Origin of the sequence: Streptomyces sp. P9-A2 (genome assembly GCF_036634175.1) — a bacterium.
Taxonomy (GTDB): domain Bacteria; phylum Actinomycetota; class Actinomycetes; order Streptomycetales; family Streptomycetaceae; genus Streptomyces; species Streptomyces pratens.
In genome coordinates this window covers 7,035,481-7,059,600 of sequence record NZ_JAZIFX010000001.1, presented here as the reverse complement: position 1 = coordinate 7,059,600, position 24,120 = coordinate 7,035,481, and the positions used below count along the sequence as shown (strand labels likewise).

31 protein-coding genes and 1 pseudogene are annotated in these 24,120 nt (G+C 72.8%); 6 read left to right on the top strand and 26 right to left on the bottom strand.

The window, feature by feature from the left end:
* The first annotated feature begins 50 nt into the window (after window positions 1–50).
* A complete protein-coding gene (locus tag V4Y04_RS31915) occupies window positions 51–677 on the top strand; it encodes a DedA family protein (protein WP_332433063.1) in 627 nt (208 codons plus the stop codon).
* A gap of 149 nt (window positions 678–826) precedes the next feature.
* On the opposite strand, the gene V4Y04_RS31910 is transcribed toward V4Y04_RS31915, so the two are convergent.
* The 3 genes from V4Y04_RS31910 to V4Y04_RS31900 all read right to left on the bottom strand — a co-directional run bounded on the left by V4Y04_RS31910 (window position 827) and on the right by V4Y04_RS31900 (window position 3,701).
* Window positions 827–2,203: an aminotransferase class I/II-fold pyridoxal phosphate-dependent enzyme gene (locus V4Y04_RS31910; protein WP_332431826.1), complete on the bottom strand. Its 1,377-nt coding sequence runs from the start codon at window positions 2,201–2,203 to the stop codon at window positions 827–829.
* A 121-nt stretch (window positions 2,204–2,324) separates the two neighbouring features.
* Window positions 2,325–3,290 (bottom strand): hypothetical protein, encoded by a 966-nt coding sequence (locus V4Y04_RS31905; protein ID WP_332431825.1) that lies wholly within the window; start codon window positions 3,288–3,290, stop codon window positions 2,325–2,327.
* Window positions 3,291–3,494: 204 nt separating this feature from the next.
* Entirely contained in the window at window positions 3,495–3,701 is a 207-nt protein-coding gene (locus tag V4Y04_RS31900; RefSeq protein ID WP_332431824.1) for a hypothetical protein, read from the bottom strand.
* 188 nt (window positions 3,702–3,889) lie between these two features.
* Between V4Y04_RS31900 and V4Y04_RS31895 the strand changes: the two genes are divergently transcribed.
* Window positions 3,890–4,282, top strand: coding sequence for a DUF2795 domain-containing protein (locus V4Y04_RS31895; RefSeq protein WP_332431823.1), 393 nt, complete (start codon window positions 3,890–3,892; stop codon window positions 4,280–4,282).
* Between the two features lie 36 nt (window positions 4,283–4,318).
* Here the strand turns inward: V4Y04_RS31895 and V4Y04_RS31890 are convergent, their stop codons facing one another.
* From V4Y04_RS31890 to V4Y04_RS31875, 4 genes and pseudogenes are all read right to left on the bottom strand, one after another.
* On the bottom strand, window positions 4,319–4,600 hold the full coding sequence (locus V4Y04_RS31890; protein WP_332431822.1) for a hypothetical protein: 282 nt from the start codon (window positions 4,598–4,600) through the stop codon (window positions 4,319–4,321).
* Window positions 4,601–4,670: 70 nt separating this feature from the next.
* Window positions 4,671–4,853, bottom strand: coding sequence for a hypothetical protein (locus V4Y04_RS31885; RefSeq protein ID WP_332431821.1), 183 nt, complete (start codon window positions 4,851–4,853; stop codon window positions 4,671–4,673).
* Between the two features lie 44 nt (window positions 4,854–4,897).
* Window positions 4,898–5,196, bottom strand: a pseudogene (locus V4Y04_RS31880) (DUF6158 family protein).
* Window positions 5,197–5,289: 93 nt separating this feature from the next.
* Complete coding sequence (locus V4Y04_RS31875) at window positions 5,290–6,909, bottom strand: ABC-F family ATP-binding cassette domain-containing protein (RefSeq protein WP_332431819.1); 1,620 nt, start codon at window positions 6,907–6,909, stop codon at window positions 5,290–5,292.
* A 181-nt stretch (window positions 6,910–7,090) separates the two neighbouring features.
* On the opposite strand from V4Y04_RS31875, the gene V4Y04_RS31870 reads away from it, so the two are divergent.
* Both V4Y04_RS31870 and V4Y04_RS31865 read left to right on the top strand, forming a co-directional pair.
* Complete coding sequence (locus tag V4Y04_RS31870) at window positions 7,091–7,912, top strand: class I SAM-dependent methyltransferase (RefSeq protein WP_332431818.1); 822 nt, start codon at window positions 7,091–7,093, stop codon at window positions 7,910–7,912.
* A 42-nt stretch (window positions 7,913–7,954) separates the two neighbouring features.
* Window positions 7,955–8,125: a hypothetical protein gene (locus V4Y04_RS31865; RefSeq protein WP_055597260.1), complete on the top strand. Its 171-nt coding sequence runs from the start codon at window positions 7,955–7,957 to the stop codon at window positions 8,123–8,125.
* An 86-nt stretch (window positions 8,126–8,211) separates the two neighbouring features.
* On the opposite strand, the gene V4Y04_RS31860 is transcribed toward V4Y04_RS31865, so the two are convergent.
* The 13 genes from V4Y04_RS31860 to V4Y04_RS31800 form a co-directional block, all read right to left on the bottom strand.
* Window positions 8,212–8,469 carry a gas vesicle protein K gene (locus V4Y04_RS31860; RefSeq protein WP_332433062.1) on the bottom strand — a complete coding sequence of 86 codons (258 nt, stop codon included), beginning with the start codon at window positions 8,467–8,469 and terminating at the stop codon, window positions 8,212–8,214.
* A 158-nt stretch (window positions 8,470–8,627) separates the two neighbouring features.
* Window positions 8,628–8,816, bottom strand: a complete 189-nt coding sequence (locus V4Y04_RS31855; protein ID WP_332431817.1) for a gas vesicle protein — start codon at window positions 8,814–8,816, stop codon at window positions 8,628–8,630.
* A complete protein-coding gene (locus V4Y04_RS31850; protein WP_332431816.1) occupies window positions 8,813–9,598 on the bottom strand; it encodes a GvpL/GvpF family gas vesicle protein in 786 nt (261 codons plus the stop codon). The genes V4Y04_RS31855 and V4Y04_RS31850 overlap by 4 nt, the downstream gene beginning before the upstream one ends.
* Window positions 9,595–9,993, bottom strand: coding sequence for a gas vesicle protein (locus tag V4Y04_RS31845; RefSeq protein ID WP_332431815.1), 399 nt, complete (start codon window positions 9,991–9,993; stop codon window positions 9,595–9,597). Before V4Y04_RS31845 ends, V4Y04_RS31850 begins: the two co-directional genes overlap by 4 nt.
* Window positions 9,990–11,135, bottom strand: a complete 1,146-nt coding sequence (locus V4Y04_RS31840; protein WP_332431814.1) for an SRPBCC family protein — start codon at window positions 11,133–11,135, stop codon at window positions 9,990–9,992. Before V4Y04_RS31840 ends, V4Y04_RS31845 begins: the two co-directional genes overlap by 4 nt.
* A complete protein-coding gene (locus tag V4Y04_RS31835; protein ID WP_332431813.1) occupies window positions 11,132–11,782 on the bottom strand; it encodes a DNA primase in 651 nt (216 codons plus the stop codon). The genes V4Y04_RS31840 and V4Y04_RS31835 overlap by 4 nt, the downstream gene beginning before the upstream one ends.
* Window positions 11,779–12,042 carry a gas vesicle protein GvpG gene (locus V4Y04_RS31830; protein WP_332431812.1) on the bottom strand — a complete coding sequence of 88 codons (264 nt, stop codon included), beginning with the start codon at window positions 12,040–12,042 and terminating at the stop codon, window positions 11,779–11,781. Before V4Y04_RS31830 ends, V4Y04_RS31835 begins: the two co-directional genes overlap by 4 nt.
* Window positions 12,043–12,046: 4 nt before the next feature.
* Window positions 12,047–12,814: a GvpL/GvpF family gas vesicle protein gene (locus tag V4Y04_RS31825; protein WP_332431811.1), complete on the bottom strand. Its 768-nt coding sequence runs from the start codon at window positions 12,812–12,814 to the stop codon at window positions 12,047–12,049.
* Window positions 12,811–13,245 (bottom strand): gas vesicle structural protein GvpA, encoded by a 435-nt coding sequence (locus V4Y04_RS31820; protein WP_332431810.1) that lies wholly within the window; start codon window positions 13,243–13,245, stop codon window positions 12,811–12,813. Before V4Y04_RS31820 ends, V4Y04_RS31825 begins: the two co-directional genes overlap by 4 nt.
* Before the next feature lie 52 nt (window positions 13,246–13,297).
* Window positions 13,298–13,669, bottom strand: a complete 372-nt coding sequence (locus V4Y04_RS31815) for a gas vesicle protein GvpO (protein ID WP_332431809.1) — start codon at window positions 13,667–13,669, stop codon at window positions 13,298–13,300.
* A gap of 53 nt (window positions 13,670–13,722) precedes the next feature.
* Window positions 13,723–14,712, bottom strand: coding sequence for a non-homologous end-joining DNA ligase (gene ligD, locus V4Y04_RS31810; RefSeq protein WP_332431808.1), 990 nt, complete (start codon window positions 14,710–14,712; stop codon window positions 13,723–13,725).
* Window positions 14,709–16,556, bottom strand: coding sequence for a transketolase (locus tag V4Y04_RS31805; RefSeq protein WP_332431807.1), 1,848 nt, complete (start codon window positions 16,554–16,556; stop codon window positions 14,709–14,711). The genes ligD and V4Y04_RS31805 overlap by 4 nt, the downstream gene beginning before the upstream one ends.
* Window positions 16,543–16,683, bottom strand: a complete 141-nt coding sequence (locus V4Y04_RS31800; protein ID WP_332433163.1) for a hypothetical protein — start codon at window positions 16,681–16,683, stop codon at window positions 16,543–16,545. Before V4Y04_RS31800 ends, V4Y04_RS31805 begins: the two co-directional genes overlap by 14 nt.
* A gap of 346 nt (window positions 16,684–17,029) precedes the next feature.
* On the opposite strand from V4Y04_RS31800, the gene V4Y04_RS37890 reads away from it, so the two are divergent.
* On the top strand, window positions 17,030–17,188 hold the full coding sequence (locus V4Y04_RS37890; protein ID WP_443080114.1) for a hypothetical protein: 159 nt from the start codon (window positions 17,030–17,032) through the stop codon (window positions 17,186–17,188).
* Window positions 17,189–17,290: 102 nt separating this feature from the next.
* Here the strand turns inward: V4Y04_RS37890 and V4Y04_RS31790 are convergent, their stop codons facing one another.
* A complete protein-coding gene (locus tag V4Y04_RS31790; protein WP_332431806.1) occupies window positions 17,291–17,755 on the bottom strand; it encodes a phage holin family protein in 465 nt (154 codons plus the stop codon).
* Between the two features lie 60 nt (window positions 17,756–17,815).
* On the opposite strand from V4Y04_RS31790, the gene V4Y04_RS31785 reads away from it, so the two are divergent.
* Window positions 17,816–18,166 carry a VOC family protein gene (locus V4Y04_RS31785; protein ID WP_332431805.1) on the top strand — a complete coding sequence of 117 codons (351 nt, stop codon included), beginning with the start codon at window positions 17,816–17,818 and terminating at the stop codon, window positions 18,164–18,166.
* Window positions 18,167–18,298: 132 nt separating this feature from the next.
* Here V4Y04_RS31785 and V4Y04_RS31780 read toward each other — a convergent pair whose 3' ends face one another.
* Genes V4Y04_RS31780 through V4Y04_RS31760 form a run of 5 tightly spaced genes read right to left on the bottom strand, consistent with a single transcriptional unit; the run spans window position 18,299 to window position 24,004 of the window.
* Window positions 18,299–18,883 carry a GNAT family N-acetyltransferase gene (locus V4Y04_RS31780; RefSeq protein ID WP_332431804.1) on the bottom strand — a complete coding sequence of 195 codons (585 nt, stop codon included), beginning with the start codon at window positions 18,881–18,883 and terminating at the stop codon, window positions 18,299–18,301.
* A 38-nt stretch (window positions 18,884–18,921) separates the two neighbouring features.
* Window positions 18,922–19,890, bottom strand: a complete 969-nt coding sequence (locus tag V4Y04_RS31775) for a S66 peptidase family protein (RefSeq protein WP_332431803.1) — start codon at window positions 19,888–19,890, stop codon at window positions 18,922–18,924.
* On the bottom strand, window positions 19,887–21,869 hold the full coding sequence (locus V4Y04_RS31770) for a dipeptidyl-peptidase 5 (RefSeq protein WP_332431802.1): 1,983 nt from the start codon (window positions 21,867–21,869) through the stop codon (window positions 19,887–19,889). Before V4Y04_RS31770 ends, V4Y04_RS31775 begins: the two co-directional genes overlap by 4 nt.
* Window positions 21,870–21,873: 4 nt before the next feature.
* Window positions 21,874–23,178: a M20/M25/M40 family metallo-hydrolase gene (locus V4Y04_RS31765; protein WP_332431801.1), complete on the bottom strand. Its 1,305-nt coding sequence runs from the start codon at window positions 23,176–23,178 to the stop codon at window positions 21,874–21,876.
* A complete protein-coding gene (locus V4Y04_RS31760) occupies window positions 23,171–24,004 on the bottom strand; it encodes a M55 family metallopeptidase (protein ID WP_332431800.1) in 834 nt (277 codons plus the stop codon). Before V4Y04_RS31760 ends, V4Y04_RS31765 begins: the two co-directional genes overlap by 8 nt.
* Between the last annotated feature and the right edge of the window lie 116 nt (window positions 24,005–24,120).

The following is a 24,120-nucleotide window of genomic DNA, read 5'->3' as shown; positions in this document are numbered from 1 at the left end:
CCGCCGTGCCCGCCCTGTCCGCCGTGCCCGCCCTGTCCGCCGTGTCCGCCCTGGTCTCGGCGGTGGCCGTGCCGGCGACGGTGGTCGCGGACACCACCCAGCAGGCGATCGGTTATCCCTCGCTGTTTCTGCTGGTGCTGATCGGGGCGCTGGTGCCGGTGGTGCCGACCGGGGCGCTGGTCAGTTCGGCGGCGGTGGTCGCCTTCCACCGGGCGGCGCCCCTCTCGATGGTGCTGGTGTTCGCGACGGCGGCGCTGGCCGCGTTCCTCGGGGACGTGGCGCTGTACTGGCTGGGGCGGCGCGGAATGCGGTCGCGGAACGGCTCGCGCTGGCTGGAGGCGATCCGGGCGCGGGCGCCGGAGGACCGGCTGACGCAGGCGCAGGAGAAACTCGCCGATCACGACGTGACGGTGCTGGTGCTGTCCCGGCTGGTGCCGGCGGGGCGCCTGCCGGTGATGCTGGCCTGCCTGATCGCCGACTGGCCGGTCCGTCGCTTCGTCCGCGGCAACCTGCCGGCCTGTCTGGCCTGGGCGGCGACGTACCAGCTGGTCGGCGTCCTGGGCGGCTCGCTGTTCGCCGAGCCCTGGCAGGGGGTGCTCGCGGCGATCGTCCTGACCGTCCTGATCAGCGTGGCCCCGGCCGTCTGGCGCCGCCTGTGGGGGCCGACGGCGCGGTGAGCCGCCGGCCGTCCCCCGGTCGGCGAATCGGCCGGTGCGTCGCGGCGGCCGGTCCAGGACGCGGGAACCGCCCACCGGCAGGTCCCGGAGGTTCTCGCGGGACAGACCCGGCCGGCTGCCACGCGGCACGGACGTGAGTGAGAGGTTCGTCAGCCGCTCGATCGGCGGGGCTCCCCTCGCCGGGCATCGTCGCGGAGATCGTCGAAGACCGTCTTCAGGTGGATCAACGCGCGTCGCACGTACGGAAGCTCCAACGGTGTGGGGGATCCGAGGCATTCCGCGCGCCGCTCGGCGGTGTCGCCGAGCAGGGGCGCGGTGGACAGCCGTACGCGGGGTGCTTCGAGGTCGTCGCCGAAGCGGTGACCGCCCGCCGCGGGCATGCCGAGCCGTCCGGTGAGGAAGTCCTCCAGCTCCTGCGCGTCGCCGACACCGTGCGCGGCGAGTGCCGGGGCCAGCGGCGCGAGGTCGACGTACAGGTGCCGCCCGGCCTGCGGGGGCCGTGCCAGGGCGCCCGCGGCGACGACCGTCTCGCGCGCGGCCGCGGCCACGCGCGCGTGCAGGTGTACGGCGGCCGCCACCCGCGCGGTGACCGGTTCCGGCTCGGACAGGGCGTAGGCGGCGGCCGCGGCCACCGGGGTGGCGACGCGCGCGTCGAGCGCGGTCAGGACGTCGAGCACACGCGCGTGGAGCGCTCCGCCCTCCGGGCCCGCCGGGAAGCGGGCGACGGCGGCGGGCCAGCCGGGCGGGAGCAGGGCGCCCGCCAGGTCGGTGACCACGGTGACCTGTCCGGGCAGCATCTCGGCGGGGCTGAGCAGCACGGTGTCGTGCGGGGTGTGCAGGGTGTCGCGCCAGGTCTCGTCGCTCACCAGGTGCAGCCCTTCACCGGCGGCGGCCTCGAGGGTCTCGTGCAGCAGCTCGGGCGGGGTGACGGTGCCGGTGGGGTCGTCGGCGACGGAGAGCACCAGCAGGCGCGGGTCGCCGCCCTCGGCGCGCAGCCGCCGTACGGTCTCCAGCAGGGCGTACGGGTCGGGGACGCCGCCGCTCTCGGCGGGTACCGGCACCGGGAACGCCGGGCGGCCGAGCAACCGCGCGGAGGGCGCCCACCAGGCGGCGCAGGGCCGGGGCACCAGTACGTCCCCGCCGATGGCCGCGGTGAGCGCCACGAGCAGCGCGGGCGCGCCGGGGGCGACGGCCACCCGGTCCGGGGCCGCGGGCAGGCCGCGCCGGTCGCCGTGGCCGCACGCGGCGTCCAGCAGGACGGGGCCGCCACCGACCGGCTCCGTCGCCGCGCGGGACGCGGCGGCGGCGAGGACGGCGGCCAGTTCGGGCAGTACGGGCAGCCCGTCCTCGGGCAGCACCGGGCCGAAGCGGACCGGACCGTGGCCGACGGGGTCACGGCCCGTGGGGGCACTGCCCGCGGGATCACGGTCTGCGGGATCACGGTCTGCGGGATCACGGCCTGCGGGGCCTGCCCCGTCGGGATGCCGGCTCGCGGGGCTGTGGGGTTCGGGGTCCGTCCGCCGCATTCGCGCCTCCAGTCGGTGTCCGGTGTCAGTACCCACGGTTGCGCCGACCACTCCCGGTGGGCGCCGCCGCTGACAAGGACCAGGTGGGCGGGGCGGTCGGCGGGCCAGGCCGATCGGTGCGTCAGCCGTGCGTACGGGTGTTCCTGCCGCGGTACAGCCGGTGGGCGGCGGCGCCGAACGCGGCCGCGATCAGCAGCCCGCCCGCGATCAGGGCGGGCACGGAGTCGGTGAACCCGCCGCCTGTCCCCGCCTGGACGCCCCGCGGGACCTCGGGTCCGCCGCAGTGGGCGCGCTCGGGGCCGGAGCAGGGCGAGAAGGAAGGCGCAGGGGAAGAAGACGGTTTGTGGGAGGGGAAAGGTTTGTGGGAAGGCGACGGTTTGTGGGAGGGCGAGGGCTTGTAGGAGGGCGAGGGCTTGTGGGAGGGAGACGGCTTGTGGGAGGGGGACGGGGCGCCGGAACCTCCCGGGTGGCGGGCGACGACGGTGAAGGCGGCGCTCCACGGCTTGCCCTTCTCGCCGGGCGCGGCGGGACACATGCCCTCGACGGTCCATGCGGCCCCGCCCCCGGCCGTGCCGCCGGCATCGAGGCCGCCGAACGCGTCGAGCACGTCGAGCGCGTCGTCGGCGGGGTTCCCGGCGTCCTCGGTCTCGTCGAGGTCACCGGTGTCCTCGACGTCATCGACGCCGGCGTCGGCCTTCTCGTCCAAGATCTCGTCCAGAGCCTCGTCCAAGGCCTCGTCGTCCTCGGTCCCTGCCGTGCCCCCCACGTGGTCGGGGCCCCCGGCGGCCCCCGCGTCCTGGATGTCCGCGGTGCCCCGGTAGGCGGGGCCGGACTCCTGCGCGTCGCCGCCGGTCACCTGATCCAGCTCGACGACACCCCCGTCGAAGGCTTCCGAGGCCGCCTCGAGGGTCTTCGGCGGCGGCCCGTCGGCCGGGTCGCAGGAGACCGAGACGGTGACGGTGCCGCCCGGGGCCGCGCTGCCCGGACTGACCTCGGCGGACGGATCCGCGGACGCGGCCGGTACGAACACGCCGAGGACGGTGCCGACGGCGGCGGCGAGGGACAGGGCACGGGCGGTGCGGCGCATGGTGCGGGCTCCTTCGGGCGACGGCCGGGGCACGGCGTCCCGTTCGACGGCCGCGGGGGTGGCCCCACGTCGGCGGGGCGCGGGGTCGCGCCCCGCATCCATCAGAGCCCTCCGGCCGCCGCGTCGCGCGCGGCCGGACACCATTCGCGGGACGGGCACGCCCGAGCGGGTGAAGCCGGTGCGCGGGGGCGCCCGTCCGGTGGTTCAGGAGCCGCCGGTGAACCCGCCCGGGTCCGTCCGGCCGGTGGACGCGGCGGCCGCGGGACCGGCCCGGGGACCCACGTCCTGCGGTGCGGGGACGCCGTCGGGGGCCTGCTCACGCACGCCGGGCAGCAGAAGATCCTCGTAACGGCCCAGCATGATCAGGATGCCGAGCATGAGTGGCGGGACGAGCACTGCGAGCACCGCCATGGCGGTCCCTTCCCAGGAGGCGGGCAGAGGCACGTACGGGTGAGACATCCGGGTCTCCCGCCGTTCCCGGGGCAAACCGGCAGCGCACGGGCCCGGTGCCGATGAGGTGACGATCCGGCCGACGAACCCCGTGTCGGTCTCCGCCCTCCGGGTACGCGGTACGAACCTTGAACCACCTGGAGGGAAACATGCAGCGAGGCAGCAACCGGCTGAGCGCCCACCGCGACGACGAGATGAAGCACGAACTGCAGGGCCTGCTGAGGTCGGGGCACCCCACCCGGTCCGAGGAGTGGAACGACCCGGAGCCGTCCGCCGAGGACGACCCGGAGGTGGCACGCGGCCCGGTGACGCCGGGTCGCGCGCCGACATCACTGGAGTCGGTGCGGCTGGAACTGGCCAGGATCCTGGGCCGCGGGGCGTTCCCCGCGGGTCCGCGCGAGCTGATGCGCACCCTGAGCCGACGGCACGCTCCGGACACACTCGTCGACACGCTGGAACACCTGCCCCGGCGGGCCCACTACGACAACGTGCAGGAACTGGCCGAGGCGCTGACGCGGTCCCGGGAGACGGAGAACGCGTAGGGGCCCGCCGGCTCCGTCAACGGTCGTTCGTTACAGTCACTCCACGTCGCGCACCGCGAGTAGTTCGATCACTGCCCCGGACGAATCCAGCAGCGGTGCCGCGGTAGAACGCCTGGGATCCGCTCGGTAGGCAGCGAAGGCCTCACTGTCGGGAAAGGTCACAAGGTGGGCCTCGACCCGATCGTCCAGCGTGCGCAATCGGCGCTGAAGACGCCCCCCGTGCTCGGCAAGGAGCGGCAAAACGGCGCTTTCATAAGCGTCGAAGGCGCCCAAGCCCCCTTCCGGCAGCCGCGCGAGCATCAAGTACGTGACGGCCATGGCCCCTCACAGTGATCGCAGGAACAGTGATCTTCTGAGCCCAGCTGGAACGCACGCTTTGGCCGGCAGGTCAGAACGGCACACCCGCGCGCTTGGCCAGCCGTGTCAGCCTCGGGTTGCTGCGGTGGTGCAGTGAGGTCAGCACGCGCATCAGCTCCCGGCTCGTCGGGTGGACCCGGACCGTCTCGGGAGCTGCGTTCCAGGATTCTTCGAGGGCTTCGAGGGCGGAGTCCCGGGTCGGCGGCCGTCGCACGGGCCCGGTCCGGCAGCCGTCAGGCCCCGGGCCGGGCCCGTCGGTCAAGTGCCCGGGTCCGCGGGGGTCGCCGTGCCCGTGCCGCCGCGCTCCCGGGCCCCTTCACGGGTGCGGCCCGCCGCCACCAAGCGGCGGGGGTTGCGGCGCAGGTACTCGCCCTCCAGCTGAGCCATGCGCCCGTTGTGGGCCCGCAGAGCGTCGTCGGAGGCGTACAGCAGGGTGTCGTGGCGCGTGCGGTGGATGGTTTCCAGCTCCTTCATGAGCTGCTGGTCGTCCAGGCGGTCCGGCTCGACTCCGGTCATCGTGTGCCCCGCTCGTCGTGTGCGTCCTGCGGTCCGGGCACCCGCCCGGGGAGGCCGCGAGTCCCCGCGTCCCTGTGTCCACTCTACGAACATCCCGGGCGCCGGGCCCGTTGCGCCGACCGGACCCGCTGGGGCTACCGGGCCCGTTCCACCCTGCGTTCGTCCCACACCGGTTCGGGCGTCTCCCGGACCCTGCCGTCGCTGCCGAAGACCAGGTAGCGGTCGAAGGAGCGGGCGAACCAGCGGTCGTGCGTGACGGCCACGACCGTGCCCTCGAAGGCTTCCAGGCCTTCCTGGAGTGCCTCCGCCGACTCCAGGTCCAGGTTGTCCGTCGGCTCGTCCAGCAGCAGCGCGGTGACGCCCTGGAGCTCGAGCAGCAGGATCTGGAACCTGGCCTGCTGGCCGCCGGAGAGCCGTTCGAAGGCCTGCTCGGCCTGGCCGGTCAGTTCGTAGCGGCGCAGCCGGGACATGGCGGCGCCCCGGTCCTGGGCGTGCTCCTTCCACAGGATGTCCAGAAGAGCGCGGCCCTCCAGTTCGGGGTGTGCGTGCGTCTGCGCGAAGTGTCCGGGCACGACCCGGGCGCCGAGCCGCCAGCCGCCGGTGTGGCTCACCTCGTCCCCGGCGAGCAGGCGCAGGAAGTGCGACTTGCCGGAGCCGTTGGAGCCGAGGACGGCGACCCGTTCGCCGTAGAAGACCTCCAGGTCGAAGGGTTTCATCAGACCGGTGAGTTCGAGCTGCTCGCAGGTGACCGCGCGGACTCCGGTCCGGCCGCCCTTGAGCCGCATCCTGATGTCCTGCTCGCGCGGCGGCTCCGGCGGCGGGCCGGCCTCCTCGAACTTGCGCAGCCGAGTCTGCGCCGCCTGGTACCGGGACGCCATGTCGTGGCTGACGGAGGCGGCCTGACGGAGGTTCAGCACGAGCTTCTTCAGCTGGGCGTGCTTCTCGTCCCACCGTCGGCGCAACTCCTCGAAGCGGGCGAAGCGTTCGCGGCGGGCCTCGTGGTAGGTGGCGAAGCCGCCGCCGTGCACCCAGGCGTCGGCGCCGGTGGGGCTCGGTTCGAGGGAGACGATGCGCTGGGCCGCGCGGGCGAGCAGTTCCCGGTCGTGGGACACGAACAGCACGGTCTTGCGGGTCTGTTCGAGCCGCTCCTCCAGCCAGCGCTTGCCGGGCACGTCGAGGTAGTTGTCGGGCTCGTCGAGGAGCAGGACCTCGTCGGTGCCGCGCAGGAGTGCCTCGAGGACCAGGCGTTTCTGTTCGCCGCCGGAGAGGGTGCGCACCTGGCGCCACTGCGCCTGGTCGTACGGGACGCCGAGCGCGGCCGTCGTGCACATGTCCCACATCGTCTCGGCCTCGTAGCCGCGCGCCTCCGCCCAGTCGGCGAGGGCCTGCGCGTACCCCAGCTGGGCGGCCTCGTCGTCGACTGTGAGGAGGGCGTGCTCGGCCTTGTCCACGGTGCGGGCCGCTTCGCGGATGCGGGGCGTGGCGACGGAGACGAGGAGGTCGCGCACGGTCGTCTCGTCGCGTACGGAGCCCACGAACTGGCGCATGACGCCGAGCCCGCCGCTGACCGTGACCGTCCCGCCGTGCGGCTTCAGTTCGCCGGCCAGGAGGCGCAGGAGGGTCGTCTTGCCCGCGCCGTTGGGTCCGACCAGGGCCATGACGGCCCCTTCTCCCACCCGGAAGGACACGTCGCCCAGGAGTGCCCTCCCGTCGGGAAGGAAGTACTCCAGATGCGCGGCTTCGAGGTGACCCATGGGAGGCCATTGTCCGGGGCGCCGGCACGGGTGGCAAACCGTTTCGCCCCTCGGGCCCGGCGACGCCCCCGAACATCCTCACCGTCCACATGGTGAAATGCATGTCTCACCATACGGCCAGAGCCCTTACCGTGACAGTCGTTCGGACGATACGTACGCGACGGGACGGGACGGGTTCACCATGTCGGCACCGCGAGAGACCGCTGTCTACACCCACGGGCACCACGAGTCGGTGCTGCGGTCGCACACCTGGCGGACCGCGGCCAACTCGGCCGCGTACCTCCTCGGGGCGCTGCGGCCCGACATGCGGATCCTGGACATCGGATGCGGGCCCGGCACCATCACCGCGGACCTGGCGTCGCTCGCCCCCGACGGGCACGTCACCGGTCTCGACCGGGCTCCGGGCGTCCTGGAGCAGGCCCGTGCCACGGCGGCCGCGCGAGGGCTGGCGAACACCTCCTTCACGGTGGGCGACGTGCACGCGCTGGACTTCCCGGACGACACGTTCTGTGTGGTCCATGCCCATCAGGTGCTCCAGCACGTGGGGGATCCGGTGCGGGCGCTGCGCGAGATGGCACGGGTGACCAGGCCGGGCGGGTACATCGCCGTCCGCGACGCGGACTACGCGGCGATGACCTGGTATCCCCCGTCGCGGGGCATGGACGACTGGCTGGAGCTGTACCGGCGGGTGGCGCGGGCCAACGGCGGCGAACCGGACGCCGGACGGCGGCTGAAGTCCTGGGCGCTGGCCGCGGGACTCACGGACGTCACCGCCGGCTCGGGCACCTGGACCTTCTCGACCGATGAGGAGCGGGCCTGGTGGAGCGGTCTGTGGGCGGACCGCACGGTGGCGTCGGCCTACGCCGAGCGGGCCACCGAACAGGGCCACGCCAACGGTGGGCAGCTGCGGGCGGCGGCACGGGCCTGGCGGGAATGGGGCGCGCGGGACGACGGCTGGTTCAGCGTGCTGCACGGAGAGATTCTGTGCCGGAAGGAAGCGTGAAACCCGAATTCCGGGCCATCAGAAAGGCAGGAGGTCGACATCATGGTTCCCATTCTGCTCGTTCTGCTTCTGGCCCTGGTTCTTTTCGGCGCCGGCTTCGCGGTGAAGGTGCTCTGGTGGATCGCCTTGGCCGTTCTCGTCGTGTGGCTGCTGGGATTCCTCATGCGCAGCACGACGGCGGGCGGGGGCAGGGGCCGCTGGTACAGGTGGTGAGGTGACGGCCGGGCTTGTGATGACGGCCGACGCAGCCCCAAGGGCCCGGTGACGGGGAAACTTCCCGTCACCGGGCCCTTGGGGGCTCAGTCCCGTGGCAGCAGCGGTCCGAGCGGCCCGAGGTCCAGATTCAGGTCCTCGGGCCGCAGTCCGTAACGGTCCCGCAGTTCCGCCATCCGGTCCCCGAGGAGCATGAGGGTGAGCCCGATGCGCTCCTCCTGCTCCTCCGTCAGGTCTCCCTCGTCGAACCGGCGCAACGCCTGGCGCTCCATGAGCTGGCGCAGCAGTTCCACGACGGTGAGCACCAGTTTGACCAGGTCGCGTTCGACCGTGTCCGGATCCAGGTCGAGCCGGTTGCGCCGGCCGCCAGGGCCACCCCGGTCACCCTGGTCACCCCGGTCACGCCGGTCTCCCCGGTCACGCCGGTCTCCCTGGTCACCCCGGTCTCCCTGGTCACCCCGGCCTCCGTGCGGCTCGGCATGAGGGTCGTCCGGGGTGGCCGTCACCGCGACTCCTCGAAGGGCGACGGAACGTTCGCGTTGACCGAGCTGATGAGCGCGTTGAGGTCGATACGGACCAGGTCGACGTCCGCGATGCGCAACGTGAGGTCGCCGGTGATGACGACGCCGCCGGCCAGGAGCCGGTCGAGCAGATCCACCAGGGCTATCTCCCGGCGTTCGACGACGGTCATGCCCCCTCCTCCCCCGCCACCGATTCCTCCCCGGCGAACGAATAGGCCGCCCAGGGGCCGGTGAGTTCCACCCGTATTCCGGGCGCCCCGTCCCTCGTCCGTTCCACCGTTTCCACGAATTCCTCGGACTCCGCCCGCGGCACGAGGTAGGCCGCATTCAGCACATTGCGCCCCGAGGCGCCGGAGAGCGTGGGATTCTGCGGTGCGTGCAACCGGGAATCCTCGGCGCGGCCGGAAAGCGTCTCGTGCAGGTGGGTCGAGAAAGCCTCGGCCCGCTGCCACAGGTCGTCGTGCGATTTCGTCTCCATGCGCCGTTGGCGCAGGTAGTCCCGGCCCGAGGCGGGCTTGCGCGGGGGCGGTGCGGCGGCGGGGTCCGGCGTCTGCTCCGCCTCGACGAAGACCTTCACGCCCCATTCGACCCGGCCGTCCAACCGGGCCAGCGTCCGCAGGAAGCTCTCCTCGCGCGCCTCCACCATCGTCCGTACGCCGCTGTCGTCGCGGAACACGGTGCCGAGCCGCAGCGGCAGCGGCGTCGTGACGGTGGTGAGGGCGTCGATGACACCCTGGTGCGCGCGGGCGGTCGTGGTCAGCCAGTCGAGATCCTCCAGATGCGCGCGGAAGGGCTCCTCGGCGAAGTCCGCCTCCGGTACGTGGCTGACGACGACCACCAGGCCGTGGTGGGTCAGCAGCCGGGGCGGATCCCCCGCCACACCGGCCAACTGCGCCTGGAGCGGAGCGCCGAAGGGCCGGCAGACGGCGTAGACGTACCGCAGTCCGGTCACGGGGCCTCCCTGTGTGGACGGTCGGCCTCCCGCTGACGGTCGGCCCCCTGCTGACGGCCGGTCTCCAGTGAACGGCCGGTCTCCTCCTGGCGGCCGGTCTCCAGTTCGGCCAGCCGCTCACGCAACTCAGCGTTCTCCTTCGCCAGTTCGGAGCGGCGGGCGCGTGAGGACAGCGCCGGGTCCGTCTCCCACCAGTCGATCCCCATCTCCTTCGCCTTGTCGACGGAAGCGATGACGAGCCGCAGTTTGATGGTGAGCAGTTCGATGTCGAGCAGGTTGATGCGGATGTCGCCCGCGATGACGATGCCCTTGTCGAGCACCCGCTCGAGGATGTCCGCGAGGTTGGCGCCGCTCCCCTGGCCGTACGGCTCAGGGAAGCGGCCGGGTGTGGTCATCGTCGGCTCCCGCCCTCGGCGTACTCGGGCTCGTACTCGCCCTCGCCTTCCTCCTCCTCGTCCTCGTAGGTGTCCTCCGCCCGTTCCTCGTCCTCGTAGGCGTCCTCCGCCGGTTCTCCGTCCTCCGCGGCTTCGTCCGTCTCCTCGTACGCGTCGTCCTCGTACTCGGCCTCCGGCTCCTCGTCGCCCTCCAGTTCCTCGTCCGTCTCGCCTTCGCCGGCCGCCTCGTCCTCGTCGGCCGCCTCGTCGCGCGAGGCTTCCTCCTCCTCGGCGACGGCGTCCTCGTGGCTGCGGACCACTTCCCCGTCCTGGATCTCGCCGCGCCAGCCGTCCTCGGCCTCGCCCTTGAACGTGATGAAGCGGGCGAAGTTCTTCAGGTCGAGCCGGGCCCGGCGGCCCTGGGCGCGCCAGATGTTGCCGGTCTTCTCGAACAGGCCGGCGGGGTAGTACTCGATGACCAGGAGGACCCGGGTGAGGTTGTCGGCGAGTTGGTGGAAGGAGACGACGCCCTTCGTGGTGCCCTTGGCACCCTCGGAGGACCAGACGATGCGGTAGTCGGGGACCTGCTCGGTGGTCTTCGCCTTCCAGCTGCGGTTGGACCAGAAGACCTTCAGCTGCCAGTCCGAGGTGGTGTCGTCGCCCTTACTGGCGCTCTTGACACCCTTCGCGAAGGTGCTGAAGTCCTGGTACTGGGTCCACTGGTCGTAGGCGGTGCGCAGCGGGACGCCGACATCGATGTGCTCGATGATGACGGTGGGCTTCTTCCCCGCCGAGCGCTTGCCCTTGCCCTTGCCGCCCAGCAGGCCCTTGAAGGCACCCATCACGTTGTCCTTGACGCGCGAGGCGCCCAGTTCGACGGCGGTGCGCAGAGGGCTCTTGCCCTCGGCGAGTTTACGGCCGCCGTCGAGCGCCAGCTTGGCGAATCCGGAACTGTTGCCCTCGGCGATGTCGGTGAGCTTGCCGGTCGTCTCGCCGAGTTTGCGGCCGGCACCGGTCAGCAGACGGGTGGCCTGGGCCGCGAGGTAATCCTGCAGTTCCGCCTTCAGGCGGTCGGCGGCCTCGCTCTGGGCCACGTCGGCGAGCGGGTTCTTCGACGTCCGCTCGCGCGCGGCGGACGTGGCCGATCCGAGTGCGTCGGTCATCGTTCACCGCCTCCCTTCGAGGTGCGGGAGCGGGTGCCCCGGGACGAGGCCGTCCGCGCGGCCGTGGTCTTCCTGTCGGCCGTCTTCTTGGCCGCGGCCTTCTTCGCCGGGGCGGCCTTCCCCGCAGGCGCCTTCTTCGCGGGGGCCTTCTTGGCAGGAGTCTTCTTCGCCGGGGCCTTCTTGGCCTCCTCCTTCGACGGGGCCCTCTTCGACGGCCGCTCGGGGGGCGGTTCCGACTCCTCGCCGTCCGGTTCGTCGTCCTCGTCGTACTCGGCGGCCTCGTCCTCGTCGTACTCGTCGTCCTCCGCCTCGCGGTCCGGCCGGCCGCCCGCACCGCTCAGCCGGTCGCGCATCTCGGCGGTACGCCCGTGCAGCTTGCCGGCGAGGGCGTCGAGCTGCCGCTCCACCAGGGCCCCGGAGGCCGCCTTGCCGGCGCCGCGCAGGTCCCCGCGCAGCTGGTCCCCCAGTTCCTTGAACTGCGGGTTGTTCCGCAGCTGCGTGGACACCAGGTCGCCGATCATCCGTGGGCCGAGGTTCAGCTTCTTGCCTGCCACCAGGCCGCCGACGGCGACCGCCATCTTCAGTTTCTTCGTCCGTCCGAGAAAATATCCGGCCCCTATCGCGAGGCCGAGTGCCGTTCGGTTCATCGTGGTGCCGTCCCGTCCCCTGTGGTGCCGGTGTGCATTGCGGTCTCCAACCGGTCGAGGAGTACGTCCTCCTGTTGGTCGAACTCCTCCTCGGTGATCTCTCCGGCCTCCAACTGCTCCTCGAGCCGCGCCAGTTCGGTACGGATCGTGGCGGGGTCGTAGTAAATGCGTTCCGCCTCGCGAAGCACCTGTTGGATGGCCCAGCCGCTGCCGCGCACGGGGGCGAACGGCAGCAGCAGTACCTCCGAGATCAGACCCACGCCGTCACCCCACTCCGGTGTCCGCCCCGCCGGCCGTGGTGCCCGCCGGTTCGGCCGGGCCGGGTTCCACGAAGCTGTACGGCGGCAGCGGACCGTTGAGCCGCACCTCCAGGTGCGGCATGTCCTCGCGCACCCGGTCCACGGCGGCCATGAAGTCCGCGGCGGCGGCGCGCTCCACCAGGTAGGAGATGTTGGCGAGCCAGCCCGTGGACTCGGGGCCCACGCTCACGGAGTCGGCCGCCGCTTCCAGGGCGCGCTGCACGGCGGCGCCGTCCTCGGCCTCCTGAGCCCTGACCGCACCGGCGACCATCTCACCGAGGCGGATCTTGTCGTCGTAACTTCCGCCGCCGGCCTTCCGGTTGGCTTCCGCGAGGGCACGGACCTCCGGGTTGCCGGCCATCACGTGGTGCAGGACGGCTTCCTCGACATGATTGGCCTTGACGTTGTACTCGACCCGGCTGTCCAGCGTCCGCAGGCGCTCCTTGTAGTGCTCGGCGCGCTCGGTGAGGACGTCGGTGACGGAGTCGTCGTCGGGGGCGACGCTGCCGAACCGCATCGGCAGCACACAACCCTCCGCGCCGACCTCACCGAGCACGTTCTGGTGGGCGAGCAGTTCCCTGCGCTTGGGGCGCAGCCCCTCGGGGGCGTCACTGACGACGGCCGCCAGGTCGCCCGCCTTCAGGACGCGCAGCGGGTTCTCCCCCACGCCGCCCAGGTGCTCGGGAACGGCGGGGTGCGTACTCGCGATGATGCCGTAGACGTATGTGCTCACTCCTGCTCCTCCTTCCGGCGTGACGAGGTGCTCTTGCGGGCCCGCGGGCGAGACGAGCTCTCCCGCTCGGAGCTTTCGCCGCGCGCCTGCTGGAAGGCGTCGGAGATGGTCTCGGCCGCGCCGGACAGCGCGCCCTTGGACTTGCCACGGGCGCCGGACTCGGTCATCTCACCGACCAGGTCGGGCAGGCCCGGGTCCTTGCGGGGCCCGGACTCCAGGTCGAGCCGGTTGCACGCCTCGGCGAAGCGCAGATAGGTGTCGACGCTGGCGACGACGACACGCACGTCGATCTTGAGAATCTCGATGCCGACCAGGGAGACCCGCACGAATGCGTCGATGACGAGCCCCCTGTCCAGGACGAGCTCAAGCACGTCGTAGAGGCCACTGCTGCCGCCTCCACCGCCGGACTGTTGTGCCGGTACGACTGTCATGCCGACTGTTCCTCCATTTCTGTGGGTGTGGGAGCGGGGCCGGGCGGGCGGCCTACTGGCCGCCGGACCTGCGCGCGTCGGCCCGTCCTCGCTCGTAGCGGCGGACACGCCGGTAGCCGGTGAGCTGACCGTCGGGATCGAGCTCCACCTGGTAGCTCGCCATCAGGCTCATCGTGTCGGGCACGCGCTCGAGTTCGAGGACCTCGACCTCCAGCGCCCAGCCGTTCTCCGTCTGCTCGAAGGACGACACGGACTCGGCTTCCATACCGGTGAGCTCCGCGAGCTGGCCGCGCGCTTGGCGCAGCACCTCCATCGGGCCCGGCCGCTTGTTCGCTCTGCTGTTTTCCGTGGACTTGCGGGATCCGTGAGAATCCTGTGGCTCCTGTGAACCCTTGGACTCTTCGGTGTTTCTTGCGTTCGCCATGGGCACCTCCTACTCCGTGTGGCCTCAAGTCCGTTCGCCAAACCTCCCGGGGTTCACCCGATTGCCACAGTCGCGCTCCGTGCCGGCCCGGCCGGCCGGGCCGGTCGCCCCCGCAGCGTCTCCAGCCGTCGGCGGGCCGGGCCCAGGGCCCGGCCCCGGCGTGGCAGCCCGGCCCAGGGGCCGGTACGCAGCTGGTCGAGGGCGTCGGCGACGGTCCAGCGGCGGGCGTGCAGCTCCGGGTCGTCCAGCTGGTCCCAGGAGAGAGGGGTCGCGACGGGGGCGCCGGGCAGGGCGCGGACGCTGCAGGGCGCGACCGCGGTCTGCGCGTAGGCGTTGCGCTGCACGTCCAGGTAGAGCCGGTCACCGCGGTCCTTCTTGCGTGCGGCGGTGGTGAGCCGGTCGGGATGGGCGTCGGCGAGGGTGTCGGCGACCTCGCGGGCGAAGACGCGCACCGCGTCGACGTCGTGGTCACCGGCGAGCGGCACGATCACATGGAGCCCGCGGGAGCCCGTGGTCATCAGTGCCGAGGGCAGGTTCAGCTCGTCCAGCAGCTCCCCCAGCAGCCGGGCCGCCTCCCGGACCGTCTCGAAGTCGTCCCGCGAGGGATCGAGGTCGAAGACCAGCCGGTCCGGACGGTCGCCCCCGCGGGCCGGGCCGGCGCGGGACAGCCAGCGGTGCAGGGTGACGCTCGCCTGGTCGACGAGGTAGAACAGGGTCGCCGTGTCGTCGCACACGGTGTGGCACACCGTGCCACCCTCCTTGGCGACCTCGGCACGGGTGATCCACTCCGGGTAGTTCCCGGGGGTGTTCTTCTGCATGAACGTGGGCCCGCCGATGCCGTCCGGGTGCCGTTCCAGCATCAGCGGGCGGCCCCGCAGATGCGGCAGCATGAAGGGGGCGACGGCCCGGTGGTAGTCGACGAGGTCGCCCTTGGTGTACTCCCCGGCGCTCCCGCCTCCGGGGAAGAGCACCTTCCCCGGCCGGTGGATCCGCACGGTGCGGCGCCCGGCCCGCACGGTCCGCGCGGTGTCCTCGCCGCTCACGGCACGATCGCCTGCTCCACCAGCAGCCGCCCGGCCGCCGTGATCGACTCCGCGTCGATGCCGGCGGCGCGCAACTGCTCCTCGGGGGAGGCCGAACCCGGCATGCCGCGCACGGCGAGCCGTACCAGGCGCGGCACGGGCCGCCCGTCGGTGAACGCGTCGAGAACCGCGTCCCCGAGGCCGCCCTCCGGATGGTGGTCCTCCACGGTCACCAGGCAGCCGGTCTCCTCGGCGGCCCGGCGCAGGGTGTCCCGGTCGACGGGCTTGACCGAGTACAGGTCGATCACCCGTACCGCGATGCCCTCCCCCGCCAGCACGTCCGCGGCGGCCAGGGCCTCGGGCACCGTGACACCCGCCGCCAGCAGCGTCAGCCGGTCCCGTTCCGAGGAACGCAGGACCTTGCTGCCGCCGACGGGGAACTCCTCACCGGGACCGTAGATCACGGGGCTCTCACCGCGCGAGGTGCGCAGGTAGCGGATGCCGTCGAGGTCCGCCATCGCGGCGACCAGACGCGCGGTCTGGTTGGCGTCACAGGGGTAGAGCACCGTCGAGCCGTGCACCGCCCGCATCATCGCCAGGTCCTCCAGACCCATCTGGCTGGGCCCGTCCTCGCCGATGGCGACCCCGGCGTGCGAGCCGACGAGGTTGACGCCGGCACCGCTGACCGCCGCCATGCGGATGAAGTCGTGGGCGCGGGTCAGGAAGGCGGCGAAGGTGGCGGCGTAGGGCACCCAGCCGCGCGTCGCCGTCCCGACCGCGGTGGCCACCAGCTGCTGCTCGGCGATGTAGCACTCGACGTAGCGTTCGGGGTGCTCCTTGGCGAAGAACTCCGCGCGGGTGGAGTCGCCGACCTCCCCGTCCAGGACCACGACGTCGCCGCGCACGGTGCCGAGGGCGGTCAGCGCCTCACCGAAGGCGTTGCGTGTCGCCACCTTCTCACCCTTGTCCCAGCGGGGCGGTTCGGCCTGCCCGGTGTGCACGGCGTGCAGCGCGCGGGCGGCGGGCGGCTGCGGCACCTTCACGCGCAGGTCGCGGGAGCCGCCGAGTTCGGCGATCGCCTCGTCGGCATCCGGCAGCGGCTTGCCGTGCATCCCCTCGCGGTCCTGTACCGCCTTGACGCCCTTGCCCTTGAGGGTGCGGGCGAGGATCACGGTCGGCTGCCCCCTGGTGGAGGACGCCTCCCCGTACGCCCGGTCGACGGCTTCGACGTCGTGCCCGTCCACCTCCACGGTGTGCCAGCCGAAGGCCTCGAAGCGGCGGGCGTACGCGTCGAGGTCGTGGCCGTGCCGGGTGGGGCCGCGCTGGCCGAGCCGGTTCACGTCCACGAGGACGGTCAGGTTGTCGAGGTCCTCGTACGCGGCGTGCTCGGCGGCCTCCCACACCGAGCCCTCGGCCAGTTCGCTGTCCCCGCACATCACCCACACCCGGTAGCCGGAGCGGTCGAGCCGCTTCCCGGCCAACGCGATGCCGACGCCGACCGGCAGTCCCTGGCCGAGCGACCCGGTGGCCGTCTCGACCCAGGGCAGCCGCTGGGGGGTGGGGTGGCCTTCGAGGCGGCTGCCGAGCTTGCGGAAGGTGAGGAGTTCCTCGTCGTCGATGGCGCCGGCCGCCTTGAACGCGGCGTACATCAGGGGCGAGGCGTGCCCCTTGGAGAGGACGAAACGGTCGTTGCCCGGGTGGTCCGGGTGCTCGAAGTCGTAGCGGAAGTGGCGTGCCAGCAGGACGGCCATCAGGTCGGCCGCGGACATCGAGGACGTGGGGTGCCCGGAGCCTGCGGCGGCCGCGGCGCGGACACTGTCCACGCGCAACTGCTGCCCGAGCTCTACGAGTTCACCGGTGTTCATGAGTCTCCTTCGAAGGGATCGGCAGCGGGGTGATGTCGGCCCGGCTCCGGGACAGCCGGGACATGGTGCGGGCCGTGCGGTACGCGGCGAAGCCGGCAGCGACGATCACTGTGCGGGGTCGACTCACGGTTCGCCTCCGGGGCTGTCGGCACGTACCTCGGGAGACTTCCGCGTCCCCCTGGCCGGGGTCACCAAACGTCCGGCGGCCCCGTCCCGGCCCTGCCGCCGATTTCCGCCCCGGCCCCCGGCCCCATCGGGCGGGGCAGAGGGAAGCCGGTCGCCGACGGCACCGAGGTCTGCTACGGCACGGACCGCGAGGAGTGCGTCCGCGCGGTCCACCGGCTCCGGGCGAACGAGCAGCTGTCCGGTGAACCGGCCCAGGTGCTGCCCTCGCCGGAACACTTCGGGCAGGCGCAGGCGCAGTCCCTGGCAACCGAGGAAATGGTGCGGCAGAACCGGGTGGCGGCGACGACGTGGACGAGTACGTCGCCGGGCCGATCCGGTTCGCGGACGCAGGCTTCTACCTCATCCACATCAAACGGATCGGCTCGGATCAGCCCGGATCTGCGCGGCTTCTTCGACTTCTGCCGTTCGAAGGTGCTGCCGCGGTCGCAGGCCCGGTGCCCCAGTGACGCCCAGTGATCCAGCGACCTGGTGAGGAGGCGGTACGACGAAGGCACGGGCCGCGGCCCGTGCCTTCGCCCGCCTCCGTCCGGGGCCCGCCTCGCGGTCGGTCAGGCCCGAGGGCCCGGCGCACCGGGGGCCGGGGTGTCCGGCCGCGGCGGTACGGGGCCCGTGGCGGGCGGCGTCGACGGCACCGGCGGGGCGACGCCACCGCTGTACCCGCGCCCGGCGTCCCGCTGCCCGGGGACGGACGCCTGCCCGGCGGCCCCGCGCCCGGGGGCGGGCGAGGGGCGGGCCGCGTTCCGCAGTGCGTAGGCCAGGGCGCCCAGGATCACGGCCGTGATCAGCGCGGCGGCCCAGCCCGGCAGGACGAGGGCGAGGGCGAGCCCCACGGCCAGCGCGACGGCCGCGCCCGCGTACAGGGCGACGGCGCCGGACGCGCCGTACAGGGCGGCCTTGCGGCGCTGCCCCCGTGCCTGTGCACGCAGCTCGTCGCGTACGCTCTCGCGGGCCACCTGCGCCAACTCGTCGACCAGGTGCTTGTCCAGATGCTGCATGTGCTCCAAACGCTGCATGCCGCCCGGGTACCCAACGCCCCGAGCGCGTAACGCCGTTCCGCAACTAGGCTCGTCGCCGTGGAGATTCTGGGTGCCACACTGCGCGTCTGCGTCGACGACATCGAGACCGCGATCCCCTTCTACGAGCGGCTGGCGGGAGGCAGGGCCCTGCGCTTCGAGCGGGCCGGTGTCCACGTGGCCGCCGTCGGCTGCTTCCTGCTGATGAGCGGCCCCCCGGCCGAACTGGACGTGCTGCGCAAGGTGGCGGCGACCATCGCGGTGAAGGACGTCGAGGAGGCCGGTCGGGTGCTGGCCGAAATGGGTGCGGACATCATCGCGGGCCCGCTCCCCACACCGGTGGGCCGCAACCTCGTCGCGCGGCACCCGGACGGCGCCGTCTACGAGTACGCGGACCTCTTCGCTGGCTGACCCGTCCGGCCACGGATCCGCCCCCGCCCGTCCCGCGTGATCCGCGCCTCCCCCGCCCGAGCGGGGGAGGCGGGGCCGGGCGAGGTGGCGTCGACGGCCTTCCGGGCGCGGGCGCCGTACGCACCGGAGCGATCAGTGCGGTCCCCGCATCTCGCGGGTGAGGGCCCAGCGTTCATGGTCGCGCCAGGCGCCGTCGATGAAGAGCATGTCCGGCGAGAACCCCTCCAGGCGGAATCCGCCGCCACGGGCCAGGGCGACGGAGGCGGCGTTGGCGGGCTGCACGTTGATCTCCAGCCGGTGCAGCCGCATCGGTCCGAACGCGTGCCGTACGACGAGGTCCAGTCCTTCGCGCATCAGTCCGCGTCCCGCCGCGTGCGCGAACGCGCCGTACCCCAGGACGCCGCACTGGAACGCGCCGTGCACGATGTTGTTGATGTTGATGAACCCGGCGATGGAGCCGTCCCGGACTCCGTCGTCGGGGCCCACCCCGGCGTCCGCCTTCTCGCAGACCAGGAAGCCGGCCCTGGTCGGGTCCTCGATCAGCCCTTGCGCGTACGCGGAGTACGTCGAGGCGCTGTCCGGTGGGAACAGCCAGGGGTGGTGCAGGTCCTTGCTCTCCCGGGCACGGGCGGTGAACTCGGCGCTGTCCGCGTGGGTGAAGTGGCGTATGCCCACGCGGGGGCCTTCGGCGAGGTAGCGGGAAGCGTGGTGCGGCACCGTGCCACCCTACGTCGGGTTCCGGGCGCGGGACGGGTTCAGCTCAGCGCCGGTTCGTCGAGCGTCAGGGTGCCCGCGTCCGCGTCGAGTTCGGCCATGACGCCGAACGGCACGGTGAGCGCCCCGTCGCAGTGCCCGAACCCGAACTGCTCGGCCACGGGCACGCCGAGACCGCCGAGCCGGTCGGCGAGCAGCGCCCGCACCTTCTCGTACGGACCGCACCGGTCCCAGGAGCCGAGCAGCAGCCCCGACACCCCCTCGAACCAGCCGGCCCGCGACAGCTGGGTGAGGTACCGGTCGAGCCGGTACGGCTCCTCCCCCACGTCCTCCAGGCACACCAGCCCGCCGCGCGCGGAGGGTCTGGCGTGCGGGGTGCCGAGGCCGGCGGCGAGCAGGGCGAGGCAGCCGCCGAGCGTGACGCCGCGCGCCCGGCCGGGGGCCAGCGCGGTGCCGTCGGAGGCGAGGGTGCGGACGGTCTCGGGGGCGAACAGGGTGGCCTTGAGGTGCTCCTGCGCACGGGTGTTCTTGAGGAAGTCGACACCCGCCGCCATCGGCCCGTGCAGGGTGACCAGGCCGAGCCGGGTCGCGAACGCCTCGTGCAGGGCGGTGATGTCGCTGAACCCGACGAAGACCTTGGGTCCGGCGGCCCGCATCGCCGGCCAGTCGAGCAGGTCGACCATGCGCTGCACGCCGTAGCCGCCCCGGGCGCAGATCACCGCGTCCACGGCGGGGTCGCACCAGGCGGCCTGCAGGTCGGCGGCCCGGTCGGCGTCACTGCCGGCCAGGTAGTCGAACTCACCGTGGCGGTCAAGGACATGAGGGGCGGCCACCGGGTCGAGGTCCCAGCCGCGCAACGTGTCGAGACCGGCCTGCAGCCGCTCCTCCGGCACGGGCCCGCTGGGCGCGACGACGGCCACCCGGGCGCCGGGGCCGAGCCGGGGCGGCCGCCGCAACGGCTCGGCCCGGCTCGTCCACGCGGTCCGGTTCATCGGTGCTGTCCGGTTCATCGGTGCGGCCCGGATCCTCGGGTCAGTTCCAGGACCGGCACGTCCGGTACCGACAGCCCGAACACCTGCGCGTACAGGGACAGTTCGGCTTCCAGTGCGCGCACCATGGTCTCGGCGCGCCGGAAGCCGTGTCCCTCTCCCTCGAAGGTGAGGTACGCGTGCGGCACACCCTTGCCCTCCAGCCGGGCGAGGAACCGCTCGCACTGCACGGGAGGGCAGATCCGGTCGTCCAGGCCCTGGAGGAGCAGGAACGGCGCGGTGAGCCGGTCGGCGTGCGCGACGGGCGAGCGTTCGGCGTACCGCTCGGGGACTTCGGCGCGCGGGCCGATGAGGCTCTCGAGGTACCGGGACTCGAAGTCGTGGGTCTCTTCCGGGCCCCAGCCGGTCAGGTCGAGCACCGGGTAGACGATGGTGCCGCAGGCGTAGACGTCGGTCGTGGTGAGGGAGGCGGCCGTGGTCCAGCCGCCGGCGCTGCCGCCGCGGACGGCGAGCCGGTCGCGGGCGGCGGTGCCCTCGTCGGCGAGGGCGAGGGCGACGGCGGCGCAGTCCTCCACGTCGGCCACGCCCCACTGCTCGCGCAGCCGGTCCCGGTAGGCGCGCCCGTAGCCGGTGGAGCCGCCGTAGTTCACCTCGGCGACGCCGATGCCGCGCGAGGTGAAGTAGGCGATCTCGAGGTCGAGCACGAGCGGCGCCCGGCCGGTGGGCCCGCCGTGTGCCCAGATCACGTACGGCGCCGGCTCGCCCTCGGGCCCGGCGCAGCCGGGGTTTCGCGGCGGGTACACCTGGGCGTGGATCTCGCGGCCGTCCGGCCCGGTGAAGGTGCGGACCTCAGGTTCTGGGTAGTGGGCGGGGTCCACGGCGTCCTTGTGCGGGGTGCCGATCACCCGGGCCCTGCCGGTCCGGGTGTCCAGCTCGACGACCTCGTGGGAGCTGCGCGGGCTCGCTCCGACGGCCACGACGCGCTCGCCGTGGGCCGCGAGCGTGGGCGTGAACTCGGTCCAGGGTCCGGCCGCGTCGACGACCTCGCCCCTCTCCGGGTCGAGTATGCCGAGCGTGGCGGCGCCCCGGCCGTGCACGACGGCGATCAGGCCGCTGTCCAGCGGGGCGAACCAGCGCGACCCCGGCTTCCACAGCGGCCCGCCGAACTCCTCCTCGCGCGGGCAGACGGGTTCGCCGTCGAGGTAGAGGTTCCACCAGCCGGTGCGGTCGCTCGTGTGGAGCAGTCGGCCGTCGTGTGTCCAGTCGGCCTGGGCGACCGACTCTTCCGGGCCGCCGGCCACGGTGCGGGCGTCGTGCAGGGTGCCGTCGGGGGCGACGTCGGCGACGCGGAGCTCGGTACCGTCCCAGGGCATGCGGGGATGGTCCCAGGCCAGCCAGGCGGCGCGCCGCCCGTCGGGCGCAAGGCGCGGCCCGGTGACGAACCGGTGCCGGCCGTCGGTCAGTTCGCGCACGGCACCGCGGTCGTCGGCGGCCGAGCCGTCCAGTGGTACGGCGGCCAGGACACGGCGCACGTCGCCGGGTCCGTCGCCGGTGAACTCCTCCAGGACGCACCACACCTCGCCGCGGTCCGGCAGCAGGGTCGGCTCGGCCCAGCGCAGCCCCTGTCCCACCGGGGAGACGGGGGTCAGCGGTCGCGGCTCGCCGCCCGGTTCGTACCGGTAAAGGCGCTGGTCGGCGAAGTCGACGAACACCACGAGCGGGTCGTCGTCCCGTACAAAGCCGGCCCAGGGCCGTCCGCCGTACTCGTGGAGCCGGCTGCGCACGTTCCAGGGCGCGGGCAGGACGGACTCCTCGGTGCCGTCGGAGTGCCGGCGCACCAGGGTGCGGCGGCCGTCCTCGGCGGGCCGGGGCTCGGTCCACCACACCTCCTCCCCGACGAACCCCACGTACTCGGGGCTTCCGTCGTGCGCCGCGGCCGTGGCCGCGTCGATGGGCGAGGGCCACTCGCCGTACGGCAGGATCCGCACTGTCTCCCCCATGGGCTCAGGCCGTCCGCAGGAACCGGTCGAGGACACGGACGCCGAAGTGGAGCGCCTCGATGGGGACGCGCTCGTCGACTCCGTGGAAGAGGGCCTGGTAGTCGAAGCCCTCCGGCAGCTTCAGCGGGGCGAAGCCATAACCGGTGATGCCGAGGCGGGAGAACTGCTTCGCGTCCGTGCCGCCGGACATGCAGTACGGCACGGGGTGCCCCTCAGGTGCGAACTCCTGCACCGCGGCCCGCATCCGGGCGAACGTCGTCGAGTCCACCGGCGACTGGAGGGCCGGCTCCCGGTGCTGGAACTCCCAGTCCACGTCGGGCCCGGTGAGCCGGTCCAGGGTGGAGCGGAAGTCGTCCTCGCCACCGGGCAGGATCCGTCCGTCGATGTAGGCCTCGGCCTGGCCGGGGATCACGTTGACCTTGTAGCCGGCGTCCAGCATCGTCGGGTTGCTGCTGTTGCGGAGGGTGTGCTCGACGAGCTTCGCGGCCGGGCCCAGCTTGGTGAGCAGCGTGTCCACGTCGGACAGGTCGGGGTCGACGCCGTACAGGGCGGCGAGTTCGGTGAGTGCCGCGCGGACGGTCGGGGTGAGCCGCAGCGGCCACTCGTGCTCGCCGATACGGGCGACGGCGGCGGCGAGGCGGGTCACCGCGTTGTCCCGGTTGACCTTGGAGCCGTGGCCGGCCCGCCCGCGGGCGGTGAGCTTCAGCCAGGCCGTGCCGCGTTCTCCCGCGCCGATCGGGTAGAGCTGCCGGCCGGCGCCGTCGTGGACGGTGTAGGCACCCGATTCGCTGATGCCCTCGGTACAGCCCTCGAAGAGCTCCGGATGCCGGTCGGCGAGGAAGCCGGAACCGTCCTCGGCGCTGTCCTCCTCGTCGGCGGTGAAGGCGATCACGATGTCGCGCCGGGGCCGCACGCCCTGGCGGGCCCAGGCCCGCACCACGGCGAGGATCATCGCGTCCATGTTCTTCATGTCGACGGCACCTCGCCCCCAGACCACCCCGTCGCGCACCTCGCCGGAGAACGGGTGCACGCTCCAGTCGGCCGCCTCGGCCGGTACGACGTCGAGGTGACCGTGGACGAGGAGCGCGTCGGCCGTCGGGTCGGTGCCCGCGAGGCGCGCGACGACGTTGGTCCGCCCGGGGGTGCGCTCGAGCAGTACCGGTTCCAGGCCCGCTCCGGCCAGCCGCTCCGCCACGTACTCGGCGGCGGGCCGCTCCTGGCAGTCACCGCCGCCCCGGTTCGTGGTGTCGATCCTGATGAGGTCGGACGTGAACGTCACGACCTCGTCCAGGGCGTGTTCGTCAGCCATACTGTTCCTCCACCGCGGCCGAGGCGATCGTGGTGACCGCCTTGAAGGCGCGGATCCCGTCGTACATGGTTGTGCTGGTGTATGTCACTTTCCGCTCGCCGGTCCGGGCCACGCCCGGCACGACGGTGGCGGCCATGGCCAGATGCTCGGCGTCGAACTCCACCGCGACGGTGAAGGGGCCTGCGGCCACCGGCTCGTGGCGCACCGCGAGCGCGGCGGCGTCCTTGGCCGCCGCGCGGATGTCGGAGGCCGTCCGGGCAGGCGTCCGGCACACCGCCGCGTACCGCGACACGTGGTCCTTGACCGCGACCTTCAACGCCCCCGGCGCGTAGCCGAGCGCGTCCTCGCAGGCCACGTCGTCGCCGGTGACCAGGACCACCGGCACCCCGTACTCGGCGACGACGGCCGCGTTGAGCAGACCCTCGCTCGCCCGTTCGCCGTTCAGCCACACCCCGGTGATGGAGTTGGCGAGGAAGGTGTGGGCGAGGACGCCCTCCATGCCGGCGCCGGCGTGATAGCCGATGAACGCGATGCCGTCCACGTCGCCGTGCTGCACACCTTCGACCATGGACAGCGACTTGTGCCGGCCGGTGAGCATCTCGGCCCGCTCGTCGAGCCGCTCCAGCAGGAGATTGCGCATGGTCCAGTGCGCCTCGTTGATCAGCACCTCGTCGGCGCCGCCGTCGAAGAAGCCCCGCACGGCGGCGTCGACGTCGGAGGTGAACATGGACCGGCAGCGCTCCCACTGCGGGGTGCCCGGCAGCACGTCGGCCGGCCAGGTGACACCGGTGGCGCCCTCCATGTCGGCGCTGATGAGGATCTTCATGCGCCTCACGCTACGTCGTGCCGCCACAGCTCTGCCAGACCTGTGGAAAACTCCCACCGGCCCAGACCAATGACGGTAGCAGGACCCACGGGACCGCCTCCCACCTGCCCCTGTAC